Here is a 12,601-nt window from a genome sequence, read left to right on the forward strand (position 1 = left end):
GTTACCCCACCGTAAGCCGCCACAGCACCCAGAGCGCCGCCAGCACTGTCGGATAGAACGTCGCCGCGAACCCGAAGGCCCGCAAGGGCGGCGCCACGTGGTACCCCACCCAGAACGCCACCCGCGCCACGGCAAAGCCGATCCCCAGCGCCAGCACCGTGCCCGCGCCCAGGAAAAAGCCAACCAGCGGCCAGATGCACAAGGCCAGCACCACCTGCTCGACCGTGTTCTGCAACACCCTGGCGTCGATCGCAGCACCGCCCGTCAGCGGCTGCCCGTCGATCGTGTCATCGTCGAAAAACCGCCGCTGCGCCAGCCGTCCGATCATCAGCACAAGCACCACGCCGGGGCCGAACGCAGCCCCCATCAGCGTCGGCTGCATCATCGCCATCGGCACCGGAATCTGGCGCCCGATCCACAACACGGCCACGGCCCAGACAAGCCCCGCTGCCATGCCGACCAGGATCGTGGGCCGCTTTTGCATCAGGCTGCCCGCGCCTCGCGGATCAGCCGCAGGATATCCTGCGCCGCCTCGGGGATGTTGGTGCCGGGGCCGAAAATGGCCTTCACACCCGCCTTGGTCAGGAACTCGTAATCCTGTTGCGGAATGACCCCGCCGCAGATCACGATGATATCGCCCGCATCCTTGTCTTTCAGCGCATCGATCAGCTGCGGCGCCAGCGTCTTGTGCCCTGCCGCCTGGCTGGAAATGCCGATCACGTGCACGTCGTTGTCGATGGCATCCTGCGCCGCCTCGTCCGGCGTCTGGAACAGCGGGCCGACATCCACGTCGAAGCCAATGTCGGCAAAGGCCGTGGCGATCACCTTGGCGCCCCGGTCATGCCCGTCCTGCCCCATCTTGACGACCAGCATCCGGGGCCGACGCCCCTCGTCCTCGGCAAAGGCCTCGACCGATTTCTGGATCGCGGCAAACCCCTCGTCACCCTCGTAGGCCTTGCCGTAGACCCCGGCCAGCGTTTTCACCTCGGCGCGGTGCCGTCCGAATTCCTTTTCCATGGCCATGCTGATTTCCCCCACAGTAGCCCGTGCCCGTGCCGCCTCGACCGCGGCCTCCAGCAGGTTGCCGCCGTCCTTGGCGCGGCGCGTCAGTTCATCCAGTGCTTTCGTGCAGGCGTCCTCGTCACGCTCGGCGCGGATGCGCTCCAGCGCCTCGACCTGCCCTTTGCGCACCTTGACGTTGTCCACGTCCAGGATGTCGATCGGATCTTCCTTGTCCTTGCGGTACTTGTTGACGCCGACGATCACCTCGTCGCCCCGGTCGATCATCGCCTGACGGGTCGCGGCACTTTCCTCGATCCGCAGCTTGGGCATCCCGCTGGCGACGGCCTTGGTCATGCCGCCCATTTCCTCGACCTCTTCCATCAGCTCCCAGGCCTTTTCGGCCAGCTCGGCTGTCAGGCTTTCGACGTAGTAAGAGCCCGCCAGCGGGTCGACCACCGCCGTCACGCCGGTCTCTTCCTGCAGGATCAGCTGCGTATTCCGCGCGATCCGCGCGCTGAAATCCGTGGGCAGCGCGATGGCCTCGTCCAGCGCGTTGGTGTGCAGGCTCTGCGTGCCCCCAAGAACCGCGCTCATCGCCTCGTAGGCGGTGCGCACCACGTTGTTGTAGGGGTCCTGTTCCTGCAGGCTGACCCCGCTGGTCTGACAATGGGTCCGCAGCATCTTCGAGCGGTCGTTCTTCGCCCCGAACTCCGTCATGATCCTGTGCCACAGCAGGCGCGCCGCGCGCAGCTTCGCCGCCTCCATGAAGAAATTCATGCCGATGGCGAAAAAGAACGACAGCCGCCCGGCAAAGCGGTCCACGTCCATCCCCGCCTCGATCGCGGCCTTCACGTATTCGCGCCCGTCCGCCAGCGTATAGGCCAGCTCCTGCACCAGGTTCGCGCCCGCCTCCTGCATGTGATAGCCCGAGATGCTGATCGAGTTGAAGCGCGGCATCTCGTTCGCCGTGAACTCGATGATGTCGCTGACGATCCGCATGCTGGGCTCGGGCGGATAGATATAGGTGTTGCGCACCATGAACTCTTTCAGGATGTCGTTCTGGATGGTGCCCGACAGGGCGCTGCGGTCATGCCCCTGTTCCTCGCCCGCGACGATGAAGCTGGCCAGCACGGGGATCACCGCGCCGTTCATCGTCATGCTGACGCTCACCTGGTCCAGCGGGATGCCGTCGAACAGCACCTTCATGTCCTCGACGCTGTCGATGGCCACGCCCGCCTTGCCCACGTCGCCCACCACGCGCGGGTGATCGCTGTCGTAACCACGGTGCGTTGCCAGGTCGAAGGCGACGCTGACGCCCTGCTGCCCTGCCGCAAGGTTGCGGCGGTAGAACGCGTTCGATTCCTCGGCCGTCGAGAAACCCGCATATTGCCGGATCGTCCAGGGCCGCCCGGCATACATCGTGGCCTTCACGCCGCGCGTGAACGGCGCCTGCCCGGGGATGGTGCCAAGGTGGTCCATTCCCTCGACATCTTCCTCGGTGTAAAGCGGTTTGACGTCGATCCCCTCAAGGGTCTTCCACGTCAGGTCGTCCAGCGGGCGGCCCTTCAGCTCGCCTTCCGCGATCTTACGCCAATCGTCGGTTTTCGATCCCATCGTCTTGTCCTCTTCGCTTCTGGTCCGGGCGCGGGGTTGTCCCCGTCTTGGCCGGTCCGGTTTCCTCTGTCAGTTGCGCCAATCCTTCCGCCCCGGCACGCAGCCAGAACAGGTCATCGGCATAGGCCTCGCGCATGTCACGCAAGGCGGTGTCGTCGAACGGTTGCCACTTGCCAGGCCCCTCGGGCAGGCGCGCGGGGTCGCCGCCGCGATCCTTCACGATCCGGCGCAACTGGCCCAGGCCGGGGCCCTGGTTCATCCACTCCCGCGCATGGGCGCGCGGCATCGGGCCAAGCCCTGTCATGTGTTCCAGCACCCGCTCGGGCAGGCCGCCGAAAATCTCGTAGGGCAGCACGGTCAGCTCGACCTTGGGCAGCGCGCAGGCCACGTCCAGCACCACGTCGCGCCACAGCCGCGGCGAGGCCGCCAGCCTGTCCAGCGGCGCGCGGTGGGGCACGCGATGCCCCCGCGCCACGCCGTAGGACACGACCGACGCCCAGAAACTCTCGTGGCTGCGGATCGACAGGCAGGCCCGCGTCACCTGGCCGTCAAAGGCGTGGGCGAACCGTGCCAGCCGCTGGCCGATATCGGGATAAAGCCGCCCCTGCCGCAGGCAGCGACGCGGCGCGCCGATCATGTTCTCGTCGCTGATCACCAGCACCCGCGTCCCCGCGCGACGCTCCTTGGCTATATTGATCGCAATGCGGGCACGCGCGCGGTCCAACTGGTCCTGCGGCGGGCGCGGGCTGTCCATTGGCATCACCCCGGTCAGCAGGCCATCGCGCGTCTGTTTCGGGCCCCAGGCGGTGACGCCCATCCGCGACAACGCGGCGCGGTTTTCCGCCAGATAAGCCTGAAATGTCGTGGTAGCCGTGCGGTGGGCCCCGATATGCAGAACAACATCCATGATCACGCGCCTTTCCCGTGCGGCCCGCGATACACGGGCGGTCGACCTTGCGTCGCGCAACCCTGCACCGCGGGACCTGACCACGGGATTAACGGTAAAATTTTCGCGGCCCTGCGGCCAAACGGCCTTCGCTTTCGGCGCCCCGGGCCTTATATCTGGTCGAGCAGGAGGCCAAATGCGCAAGCTGATCGTTCTTTCTTTTCTGGCGCTTACTTCGTTTTCATTCGTCGCGAACAGCGCCCGCGCGACCGATGTATCGCTGAATGACGGGATCATACTTCCCGGCGAAAGCGTCGATTTGAAAGAATTTCTCTGGATAAAGCGCCCCATCGTCGTCTTTGCGGACAACGCCTCGGACCCGCGATACATCGAACAGATGAACTTCATCACCGACCGGCTGGATGATCTGGACCGACGCGACGTCGTGGTCCTGACAGACACCGACCCGTCCGCCGACAGTGACCTGCGTCGTACGCTGCGCCCGCGCGGCTTCATGCTGGCGCTCATCGGCAAGGACGGCAAGGTCGAGCTGCGCAAACCCGCGCCGTGGAGCGTGCGCGAGCTTTCGCGCGCGATCGACAAGATGCCCATCCGGCAACAGGAAATCCGCGACCGGCTGAGCGGCAACTGATCCCCCGCGCCATTCATGCCCGCTCTCCCGCCGCGACCACCAGAACCCGGTTGGCGCGGTCCATCAGCATCAGCGTGCCCTCGGTCGTCTCATAAGCCAGCACGGTCTCAGGCCGCATCAGAAGGCGGCGGAATTCCACCCCCACCTTGCCCTCCATGCAGAGCCGCGCCTCCAGCCCTGCGCGGCGCATCCCCATGCCAACGGTGCGCTGCATGTTGACCGCGTCGACCATCGCCGCATCCGGCGTCATCTCCGGGTCGTCCAGCGCCGCAACGCCCCGGCGCGGCAATGCGCGCAGCATGTCGGGCACATTGCGCTCCACCGGCACCCCGGCGCCGATATCCGAGCTTACCAGCCGAAACGCCGCCGCGGAACACCGCGCCTTGGACGAAAACGCCAGCGTTTCCCCCAGGCTGAACCACGGCGCCAGCCGCGCCCGCATCGACACCTCGTCGTCGCGCGTGCAGGCGCCCAGCAGGACCGCGCCCGCCATCGCCACCGGCAGGATATGATGACCGCTAAGGCTCACCGCGTCATTCGAACTCCATGATCACGTCATCCACCGCCAGGCTGTCACCCGGACCGGCGTTGATCTTGGTCACCAGGGCCTTTTTCTCGGCCCGCAGGATGTTTTCCATCTTCATCGCCTCCACGGTGCACAGCGCCTGGCCTTCCTGCACCTCGTCGCCCTCCGCGACGTTCACGCTGACGATCAGGCCCGGCATCGGGCACAGCAGCATCTTCGATGTATCAGCGGCAAGTTTCTCGGGCATTAACAGCGCCAGTTCCGCCTGCCGGGGCGTGCGCACATGCACCTTCAGATCCGCGCCCCGGTTGCGGATGCGGAACCCGCCCGAAACCTTGCCGACCTTCAGCACCAGCGTCTCGTCATCCACGTTCAGCACCGCCAGCGCGTCGCCCGGCGTCCAGCCGCTGGAGACCCGGTGGCTGCCGCCATCCGCAAAGGTCACCGTCGCGCCATCGCGATCCGCGTCGATGCTGACCTCGAAACTGATGCCTTGCAGGCTGACGACCCAATCCTCGCCCACGCGGCGCTCGTGGTTGTCCATCCGGCCCGACACCCGCGTGCGCCGGATTTCCGCCACCCGGTGCATCGCAGCACAACTGGCCGCGATGCGCCGCAGCGCCGCCTCTTCCAGTTCCACGCCCTCGAACCCGTCCGGGTACTCTTCGGCAATGAACGCCGTGGTCATGTCGCCCGACACGAACTTGGGATGATCCATCACCGCGCTGAGGAACGGCAGGTTGTGCCCGATCCCTTCCAGCTCGAAGCTGTCCAGCGCCACGCGCATCGCCTCGATCGCCGCGCCCCGGTCGGGCGCCCAAGTGCACAGCTTGGCAATCATCGGGTCATAATACATGCTGATCTCGCCGCCCTCATAAACGCCGGTATCATTGCGCACCGCCGTCTCTCCGGCCTCGGCCTCGTCCTGCCACTTGCCCTTGTCCAGCAGCGGCCCAGCCGCCACCTCCACCGGCGGGCGATAGCGCACCAGCCGCCCAATGGAGGGCAGGAAGTTCCGATACGGATCCTCGGCATAAAGCCGGCTTTCCATCGCCCAGCCCGTCAGCGTGACGTCGTCCTGGTTCAGCGACAGCTTTTCGCCCGCCGCGACGCGGATCATCTGCTCCACCAGGTCCACGCCGGTGATCAGCTCGGTCACCGGGTGTTCCACCTGCAGGCGCGTGTTCATCTCGAGGAAATAGAAGTTCTTGTCGCCATCGACGATGAACTCCACCGTGCCCGCGCTGGAATAGCCCACCGCATGGGCCAGCGCCACGGCCTGCTCGCCCATCGCCTTGCGGGTTTCGGCGTCCAGGAACGGGCTCGGCGCTTCCTCGATCACCTTCTGGTTCCGCCGCTGGATCGAGCATTCCCGTTCGCCCAGGTAAATCCCGTTGCCGTGGCTGTCGCACAGCACCTGGATCTCGATATGGCGCGGTTGCGTCACGAACTTCTCGATGAACATCCGGTCGTCGCCGAAACTGCTGGCCGCCTCGTTCTTCGACGCCTGGAAGCCCTCGCGCACCTCCTCGGCATTCCACGCGATCCGCATACCCTTGCCGCCGCCGCCCGCACTGGCCTTCAGCATCACCGGAAAGCCGATCTCTTCCGAGATCTTCAGCGCCTCCTCGGCATCCTCGATCAGGCCCATATGGCCGGGCACGGTGTTCACATCCGCCTCTGCGGCGATCTTCTTGCTGGTAATCTTGTCACCCATCGCCTCGATGGCCCCCTTGGGCGGGCCGATAAAGGCCACGCCCGCGGCCTCCAGCGCCTCGGCGAACTTGGGGTTCTCCGACAGGAAACCATAGCCGGGATGCACCGCCTCGGCGCCCGTCAGTTTGATCGCCTCCATCACCTTGTCGATGACGATATAGCTCTCCGACGCCGGTGGCGGGCCGATATGCACCGCCTCGTCGGCCATCTCCACATGCAGCGCGTGGCGGTCGGCGTCCGAATAGATCGCCACCGTCTGAATACCCATCTTGCGCGCCGTCTTGATCACCCGGCAGGCGATCTCGCCCCGGTTGGCGATCAGGATTTTCTTGAACATCTCACGTCCCCTTCAGTCTTGCCCGCCCCGGCACGCGCGCCGGTCGGAAATGATACGAAAAAGACCACCGCCCCGCTGCCGCGAGGGGTGGTCTGATACAGGTTGAATCGCCCGGAAACCGGGCGCGCTATTCAGGCTACAGGCATTTTTCCGGGTAGACCTGGCAGAACGCCACGTTGCCCGCGGCGCCGACGGCCGCCCCGGTAAGCAGCGATCCCCCCACGACGGCCGCTGCGCCGGTGCCCGCGGCCCCGCCGAAAAGCGCCTGTTCCGGCACGGTGTTGCCGCAGGCCGCAAGCGGGCCCAGAAGCCCCAGAACAAGGAAAGGTTTGACCAACTGCATCGTATATCGCCTCGCGCGCTATGATTATGACTGCGCGCAGTCAATGCCATGGCGGGCCCCGCGTCAAAGCGGTCCTTGCCCCGCCGCCGGATTTGGGCGACCTCCCGCCTACCTTTGCAAACCTCTGACCGTGCAGCAAAAAAGGGCGGCCTTTGCAATACTGCAAAAGGCCGCCCATCAGGGGAAGGGTAACGGTTTAGACGGTATGTCTCGGCCCATTGGGGAAAGGCCGCCACTACAGGCTCGAACCTGCACGCAATCGCTCGTTGCGCCAAGCTGGAAATCTCAGCTTGCGGATGATCGGCTGTAATTCGCGTGTATTTCCAGGGCGTCGGCAAAAACGTGCCTAAATAAGGGACCGGAATTGAGCCAATCATTCCCAGCCCCCTCCGTCGAAGGCGTCGGGAAAGGCGCGCTGCGCCGCCGGAACATCCAGAATCAGCAACGCCTCGTAACTCTCCGAATCGAACGGATCTTCCGCCGGCAGCACCTCGCGCCCAAAGAGCCAACTCAGCCGCCCGGCATCCAGGTTGCCCCGCTCGAAGGGCTGATCCCCGAAATTCTCCCACAGCGCGCGGACAAAAGCCGCATCCGCCCGCTTGTCCGCAGGCCGGCGGTCGCGATAGCGTTCGCGCCGCACGATGGCGGTGGCGCCCTTCGGATTGGCGCGGCGAATGGTGAACTGAAAGTCGGAGCCGGGCAGACGCCCGGGAAAACCGCGGTGCTTTATCATGACCCGCCTCCGTCAATGCGAAGGGACCGCCGGATCTCGTCTTGGGTCAGGACAGGCCCAAGGGCCTGCCCCTGTCGTGTGTCCGCGTGCTTACTTGAGCTTGCCGGTGTAGGTCGGCTCGGTCGAGATCGGCTCGGGATCGACCACGACGAATTCTTCTTCTTGCTGCTGCTGGGCGCAGGCCGCCACGAGGGCAACCAGACCAACCGCGAGGACGCTCTTGATGCTGTTCGACATTTTTGTCTCCTGTCTCTGTACTCCAACAGGTGACGCGCATAACGCCCCACCTGCCCCTCGTTCAAGGGATGGGTCACGGGTTTGTAACCGAGTGTGAACATAGCGGAATCCATCCGATTTTCATACGTGGCCGGCGCAATCCCGCCCGCCTGTGTCTGGAAAGCCTCAAACCGGCGAGGGCCTGCGCTTTGACCCGCAAGATATAGTGCTTCCATCAGAACAGCTCCAAGATACAGGCGGCGTCCGCGACCGAGAAGCTCTCGAAAATCTGCGCCACATCGGGGTCGAATTGCCCGAATTGCGAGGGCCTGTCGGCCAGCGAGATCACGATGCGATCCGGGGTCGTTTCGCTCATGTCGATCCGCTCCAGCGCATACCCGTTGCACAGGTATTCCAGGTCGGCGGCCTGGGTCTCGAAATCCTCCGTGCCGGTAAAGCCCTCGGCTATGAAGCGAAAGCGCACCGTCAGCCCCATCGCCGCCTCGCCGGTGATGACCTCCTGCAATTCCGCCTCCAACCCCGACGGCAGGACAAGGCGCTCCTCCTCTTGCGCCTCGCCCTGCTCTGGGGCGGCCAGCGCGATCAGCGCGGCCAGCGTCCCTGCACATATCCCCTTCATCGCGCCCACCTCGTCCAGCGCGCCACATGGCGCGGATCGGCCAAAAGCACCGCGATGCTCTCCTCCAGCCGGGCGCGGTCGTGCCGCCCCTCGACCTGCCCGCCCGCGGTCACGGTGACGCCACCGCCGGCCTCGGCAACCCGCACCACCGGCGCAAACCCCCGCACCTGCCGCAAGGCGCGCCACAGGTCCTGCCGCACCTGCTGCGCCAGCGCCAGCTTGCGCACAGGGCCAAAGCGCGCCTCGGCGCTCACGTCGAACCGCACCGGCACGCACCGCGCAACGGTCACCACGCCCTCTTCACGCAGGATATGAAACCCCTTGCTCATTCTTGCTCGCACCCTCGACCGTCCTCGTAGGGTGGGTGAAAACCCACCATCCGCGCCGCGTGGGCTTTCGCCCACCCTACACCGCCCTCAAAGCGGAATATTGTCGTGCTTCTTCCACGGCAGCTTGCGCTTCTTGTGGCGCAGCGCGGCAAAGGCCCGGCTCACCCGCTTGCGCGTGCTGCGCGGCTGGATCACCTCGTCGATGAACCCCCGCTCGGCGGCCACGAAGGGGTTGGCGAAACGCGCCTCGTAATCCGCCGTGTGCTTGGCGATCTTCTCGTCATCGCCCAGGTCAGCGCGGTGGATGATCTCCGTCGCGCCCTTGGCGCCCATCACCGCGATCTCGGACGTGGGCCAGGCATAGTTGATGTCCCCCCGCAGGTGCTTGGAAGACATCACCACGTAAGCCCCGCCATAGGCCTTGCGCGTGATCACCGTCACCTTCGGCACCGTCGCCTCGCCATAGGCAAAGAGCAGCTTCGCGCCGTGCTTGATCACCCCGTTATGCTCCTGGCTGGTGCCGGGCAAAAAGCCCGGCACGTCCACGAAAGTCAGGATCGGGATCTCGAAACAATCGCAGAACCGCACGAACCGCGCCGCCTTGCGGCTGCTGTCGATGTCCAGACACCCGGCCAGCACCATCGGCTGGTTCGCCACGACGCCCACCGTGCGCCCTTCCAGACGAATGAACCCGGTGACCATGTTCTTCGCGAAATCCTCCTGGATCTCGTAGAAATCGCCCTCGTCGGCGATCTTCACGATCAACTCCTTCATGTCGTAGGGCATGTTGGGGTTGTCGGGGATCAGCGTATCCAGGCTGGTCTCGGCGCGGTTCACATCGTCGAAGAACGGGCGCACCGGCACAGGCTCGCGGTTGTTCAGCGGCAGGAAGTCCACCAGCCGCCGCACCTCGGCCATCGCCTCCACGTCGTTCTCGAAGGCCGCATCGGCGACCGAGGACTTTTTCGTATGGGTCGAGGCCCCGCCCAGTTCCTCGGCCGTGACCTGCTCGTTGGTGACGGTCTTCACCACGTCGGGGCCGGTCACGAACATGTAGGAACTGTCGCGCACCATGAAGATGAAGTCGGTCATCGCGGGGCTATACACCGCCCCACCCGCGCAGGGCCCGGTGATCACGCTGATCTGCGGCACCACGCCCGACGCCTCGATATTGCGCTGGAACACCTCGCCATAGCCCGCAAGGCTGTCCACGCCTTCCTGGATCCGCGCACCGCCCGAGTCGTTGATGCCGATGACCGGCGCGCCATTCTGCATCGCCATGTCCATGATCTTGCAGATCTTCATTGCGTGCGTATGCGACACCGATCCGCCCAGCACGGTGAAATCCTGGCTGAAGACGTACACCTGACGCCCGTTGATCGTGCCCCAGCCGGTCACCACGCCATCGCCGTAGGGCCGGTTCTTCTCCATCCCGAAATCGGTACAGCGATGGGCGACGAACATGTCGAACTCTTCGAAACTGTCCTCGTCCAGCAGAAGGTCGATCCGCTCCCGCGCGGTCAGCTTGCCCTTCTCGTGCTGGCCGTCGATACGTTTCTGCCCGCCGCCCAGCCGCGCGTTGCCGCGGCGCGTGTCCAGTTCCTGCAGGATATCTTTCATGCTGTCCCCCTCGTTGACTGGCGCGACCCTACTGGTTGCGCGCGGGCCATCCAAGAAAATTTCCGCAAATTTGCCAAATCTGGCGAAGCGGTGCTTGCTAACTTGCAAATCTGCAAATTGACCCTCTTGGCGCCGCTCTCGGATGACACGCAGCCCTCGGAACAATCACCAGCCAACAGAAAAAGGAACGCCACTCCCCAACTGCAGGGCGCACCGACGCCGGACACGACCCGTATCACGCAAAGACCGGCGTACAGAACTGTGCTATACCTTGGATTAGCGGAGGACGTACCGATGAGTTTTGTTTCAATCACGACATGGAGAATGGTGGGGGAGACCGAGACCCTCGCGCACGTGAAGGATCTAATGGAGCGAAAATACTTTCCGGGGCTTCTTGCCCTGGGCGCCGAACATTCGATGCTCGTCGATACCGACCTGGACCGGTTCGCCATTGTGACGGTCTACCCCTCCCGCGAGGTGCGCGATCAAACCTTCGCACGCATATCGGCACTTCGCAGCGAAGGCGCGGAAGAATTCGGGGCAGAATTGATGGATGCCTACGCCGGAGACATGCTGGCTTCGTCCGGGAACTGAAACCATTCGCCTGAGGCCCGAGGCGACAGCAAGGGGCAAAACGCGGACAGCATTCCGCTCACCGCCCCGTCTGGACATCCCCCGCACTCCGGGATAGCGCCTTCGCCATGCCCACCGTCCGCTTCCTCGACCGCAGCACACCGCCGCATATCTTCACCCTGATCGTGCTGGCAGGGATCTCGACGCTGGCGCTCAACATCTTCCTGCCGTCCCTGCCCGGCATGACCGCCTATTTCGAGACCGATTACGGCGTGATGCAACTTGCCGTCGCGGGCTATCTCGGGATCAACGCCATCCTGCAACTGCTGATCGGCCCGATCTCCGACCGGGTCGGGCGCCGCCCGGTGATCCTTGGCGGGCTGGTGATCTTTCTGCTCGCAACGCTTGGCTGCCTGCTGTCGACCAACATCTGGATCTTCCTGATCTTCCGCATGTTCCAGGGCGGCATCGTCGCCGCGATGGTCCTGTCGCGCGCCGTGGTGCGCGACATGGTCCCGGCCGACCGGGCCGCTTCGATGATCGGCTATGTCACCATGGGCATGTCGGTCGTGCCCATGATCGGCCCGGCCATCGGCGGTGCGCTGGATGCCGCCTTCGGCTGGCACGGCAGCTTCTGGGCGCTTTTCGCCATGGCCGCGGCCGTCCTCTGGCTGGTCTGGAACGACCTCGGCGAAACCGCCCCGCTCGAAGGCCGCACCTTCCGCGACCAGTTCGTCGAATACCCCGAACTTTTCACTTCCTACCGCTTCTGGGGCTACGCGCTGGCCGCCGCGCTCTCCTCCGGCGCCTTCTTCGCCTACCTGGGCGGCGCGCCCTTCGTGGGCACAGAGGTTTTCGGACTCAGCCCGTCGGAACTCGGCCTCTTCTTCGGCGCCCCCGCCGTTGGCTATTTCACCGGCAACTTCCTGTCGGGCCGCTTCTCCACCCGGATCGGCATCAACCGCATGGTCTTCTACGGCGCGCTCGCCAACGCCATCGGCCACGGCATCAACCTCGCCACACTCTATGCCGGGATCAGCACGCCGGTCACCTTCTTCGGCCTGATGACATTGATGGGCCTCGGCAACGGCATGACCATCCCCAACGCCACCGCCGGCGCGCTGTCCGTCCGCCCCAGCCTCGCGGGCACCGCCAGCGGCCTTGCCGGCTTCCTGATGATCGGCGGCGGCGCCGGGCTTTCGGCTCTGGCCGGTGCCCTGCTGGGCCCCGGCACCGGGGCCTTCCCGCTGGTGTGGCTGATGCTGCTGACGGCCATTGGCGGCATCCTCGCCATTACACTCGTCATCCTGCGCGAACGGCAGTTGGGCGCGCCCTCTATCTGAACCCTGCCCTTGCGCACACGGCTTTGCAAATCTAAACCTTCGCTTACGCAAACCTGCAAAGCGAGCCACCC

General features: G+C 65.0%; 14 protein-coding genes. 3 read left to right on the forward strand and 11 right to left on the reverse strand.

Annotation, left to right across the window (positions count from 1 at the left end):
• Nucleotide 1 precedes the first annotated feature (1 nt).
• From C2I35_RS15315 to C2I35_RS15325, 3 genes are read right to left on the reverse strand one after another with little or no spacing between them, the layout of a single operon-like run.
• Nucleotides 2-484 carry an MAPEG family protein gene (locus C2I35_RS15315; RefSeq protein ID WP_103763937.1) on the reverse strand — a complete coding sequence of 161 codons (483 nt, stop codon included), beginning with the start codon at nucleotides 482-484 and terminating at the stop codon, nucleotides 2-4.
• Nucleotides 484-2,616, reverse strand: coding sequence for a methylmalonyl-CoA mutase (scpA, locus tag C2I35_RS15320; RefSeq protein WP_103763938.1), 2,133 nt, complete (start codon nucleotides 2,614-2,616; stop codon nucleotides 484-486). The genes C2I35_RS15315 and scpA overlap by 1 nt, the downstream gene beginning before the upstream one ends.
• The gene (locus C2I35_RS15325) at nucleotides 2,588-3,523 is read right to left on the reverse strand and encodes a hypothetical protein (protein WP_103763939.1); all 936 of its coding nucleotides are present in this window, start codon (nucleotides 3,521-3,523) and stop codon (nucleotides 2,588-2,590) included. The genes scpA and C2I35_RS15325 overlap by 29 nt, the downstream gene beginning before the upstream one ends.
• A 175-nt stretch (nucleotides 3,524-3,698) precedes the next feature.
• Here C2I35_RS15325 and C2I35_RS15330 point away from each other — a divergent pair, with 175 nt between their 5' ends.
• Nucleotides 3,699-4,154, forward strand: a complete 456-nt coding sequence (locus C2I35_RS15330) for a DUF4174 domain-containing protein (RefSeq protein WP_103763940.1) — start codon at nucleotides 3,699-3,701, stop codon at nucleotides 4,152-4,154.
• A gap of 13 nt (nucleotides 4,155-4,167) precedes the next feature.
• Here the strand turns inward: C2I35_RS15330 and C2I35_RS15335 are convergent, their stop codons facing one another.
• The 8 genes from C2I35_RS15335 to C2I35_RS15365 form a co-directional block, all read right to left on the reverse strand.
• The gene (locus C2I35_RS15335; RefSeq protein WP_146050046.1) at nucleotides 4,168-4,683 is read right to left on the reverse strand and encodes a hypothetical protein; all 516 of its coding nucleotides are present in this window, start codon (nucleotides 4,681-4,683) and stop codon (nucleotides 4,168-4,170) included.
• Between the two features lie 4 nt (nucleotides 4,684-4,687).
• Nucleotides 4,688-6,733: an acetyl-CoA carboxylase biotin carboxylase subunit gene (locus C2I35_RS15340; RefSeq protein ID WP_103763942.1), complete on the reverse strand. Its 2,046-nt coding sequence runs from the start codon at nucleotides 6,731-6,733 to the stop codon at nucleotides 4,688-4,690.
• A gap of 136 nt (nucleotides 6,734-6,869) precedes the next feature.
• On the reverse strand, nucleotides 6,870-7,076 hold the full coding sequence (locus C2I35_RS15345) for a hypothetical protein (protein WP_103763943.1): 207 nt from the start codon (nucleotides 7,074-7,076) through the stop codon (nucleotides 6,870-6,872).
• Nucleotides 7,077-7,449: 373 nt separating this feature from the next.
• The gene (locus tag C2I35_RS15350; RefSeq protein WP_103763944.1) at nucleotides 7,450-7,809 is read right to left on the reverse strand and encodes a hypothetical protein; all 360 of its coding nucleotides are present in this window, start codon (nucleotides 7,807-7,809) and stop codon (nucleotides 7,450-7,452) included.
• Nucleotides 7,810-7,899: 90 nt separating this feature from the next.
• Nucleotides 7,900-8,046, reverse strand: coding sequence for a hypothetical protein (locus C2I35_RS22185; RefSeq protein WP_170067231.1), 147 nt, complete (start codon nucleotides 8,044-8,046; stop codon nucleotides 7,900-7,902).
• Nucleotides 8,047-8,260: 214 nt separating this feature from the next.
• Nucleotides 8,261-8,665: a DUF6497 family protein gene (locus C2I35_RS15355; protein WP_103764087.1), complete on the reverse strand. Its 405-nt coding sequence runs from the start codon at nucleotides 8,663-8,665 to the stop codon at nucleotides 8,261-8,263.
• Nucleotides 8,662-8,994, reverse strand: a complete 333-nt coding sequence (locus tag C2I35_RS15360; RefSeq protein ID WP_103763945.1) for a hypothetical protein — start codon at nucleotides 8,992-8,994, stop codon at nucleotides 8,662-8,664. Before C2I35_RS15360 ends, C2I35_RS15355 begins: the two co-directional genes overlap by 4 nt.
• An 87-nt stretch (nucleotides 8,995-9,081) precedes the next feature.
• Nucleotides 9,082-10,614 carry an acyl-CoA carboxylase subunit beta gene (locus tag C2I35_RS15365; protein WP_103763946.1) on the reverse strand — a complete coding sequence of 511 codons (1,533 nt, stop codon included), beginning with the start codon at nucleotides 10,612-10,614 and terminating at the stop codon, nucleotides 9,082-9,084.
• Nucleotides 10,615-10,908: 294 nt separating this feature from the next.
• On the opposite strand from C2I35_RS15365, the gene C2I35_RS15370 reads away from it, so the two are divergent.
• Together C2I35_RS15370 and C2I35_RS15375 are read left to right on the forward strand one after the other, a co-directional pair.
• Entirely contained in the window at nucleotides 10,909-11,208 is a 300-nt protein-coding gene (locus C2I35_RS15370) for a hypothetical protein (protein WP_103763947.1), read from the forward strand.
• 107 nt (nucleotides 11,209-11,315) lie between these two features.
• A complete protein-coding gene (locus tag C2I35_RS15375; RefSeq protein ID WP_103763948.1) occupies nucleotides 11,316-12,530 on the forward strand; it encodes a multidrug effflux MFS transporter in 1,215 nt (404 codons plus the stop codon).
• Nucleotides 12,531-12,601: the final 71 nt, after the last annotated feature.

The organism is Roseovarius confluentis (assembly GCF_002917925.1).
GTDB lineage: Bacteria > Pseudomonadota > Alphaproteobacteria > Rhodobacterales > Rhodobacteraceae > Roseovarius > Roseovarius confluentis.

Excerpts from the sequence above, each read along its gene's own strand:
- C2I35_RS15315 (WP_103763937.1), bottom strand. The coding sequence starts at position 484 with ATGCAAAAGCGGCCCACGATCCTGGTCGGCATGGCAGCGGGGCTTGTC.
- C2I35_RS15365 (WP_103763946.1), bottom strand. The coding sequence starts at position 10,614 with ATGAAAGATATCCTGCAGGAACTGGACACGCGCCGCGGCAACGCGCGG.
- C2I35_RS15375 (WP_103763948.1), top strand. The coding sequence starts at position 11,316 with ATGCCCACCGTCCGCTTCCTCGACCGCAGCACACCGCCGCATATCTTC.
- C2I35_RS15350 (WP_103763944.1), bottom strand. The coding sequence starts at position 7,809 with ATGATAAAGCACCGCGGTTTTCCCGGGCGTCTGCCCGGCTCCGACTTT.
- C2I35_RS15360 (WP_103763945.1), bottom strand. The coding sequence starts at position 8,994 with ATGAGCAAGGGGTTTCATATCCTGCGTGAAGAGGGCGTGGTGACCGTT.
- C2I35_RS15325 (WP_103763939.1), bottom strand. The coding sequence starts at position 3,523 with ATGGATGTTGTTCTGCATATCGGGGCCCACCGCACGGCTACCACGACA.
- C2I35_RS15355 (WP_103764087.1), bottom strand. The coding sequence starts at position 8,665 with ATGAAGGGGATATGTGCAGGGACGCTGGCCGCGCTGATCGCGCTGGCC.
- C2I35_RS22185 (WP_170067231.1), bottom strand. The coding sequence starts at position 8,046 with ATGTCGAACAGCATCAAGAGCGTCCTCGCGGTTGGTCTGGTTGCCCTC.
- C2I35_RS15345 (WP_103763943.1), bottom strand. The coding sequence starts at position 7,076 with ATGCAGTTGGTCAAACCTTTCCTTGTTCTGGGGCTTCTGGGCCCGCTT.
- scpA (WP_103763938.1), bottom strand. The coding sequence starts at position 2,616 with ATGGGATCGAAAACCGACGATTGGCGTAAGATCGCGGAAGGCGAGCTG.
- C2I35_RS15340 (WP_103763942.1), bottom strand. The coding sequence starts at position 6,733 with ATGTTCAAGAAAATCCTGATCGCCAACCGGGGCGAGATCGCCTGCCGG.
- C2I35_RS15370 (WP_103763947.1), top strand. The coding sequence starts at position 10,909 with ATGAGTTTTGTTTCAATCACGACATGGAGAATGGTGGGGGAGACCGAG.
- C2I35_RS15330 (WP_103763940.1), top strand. The coding sequence starts at position 3,699 with ATGCGCAAGCTGATCGTTCTTTCTTTTCTGGCGCTTACTTCGTTTTCA.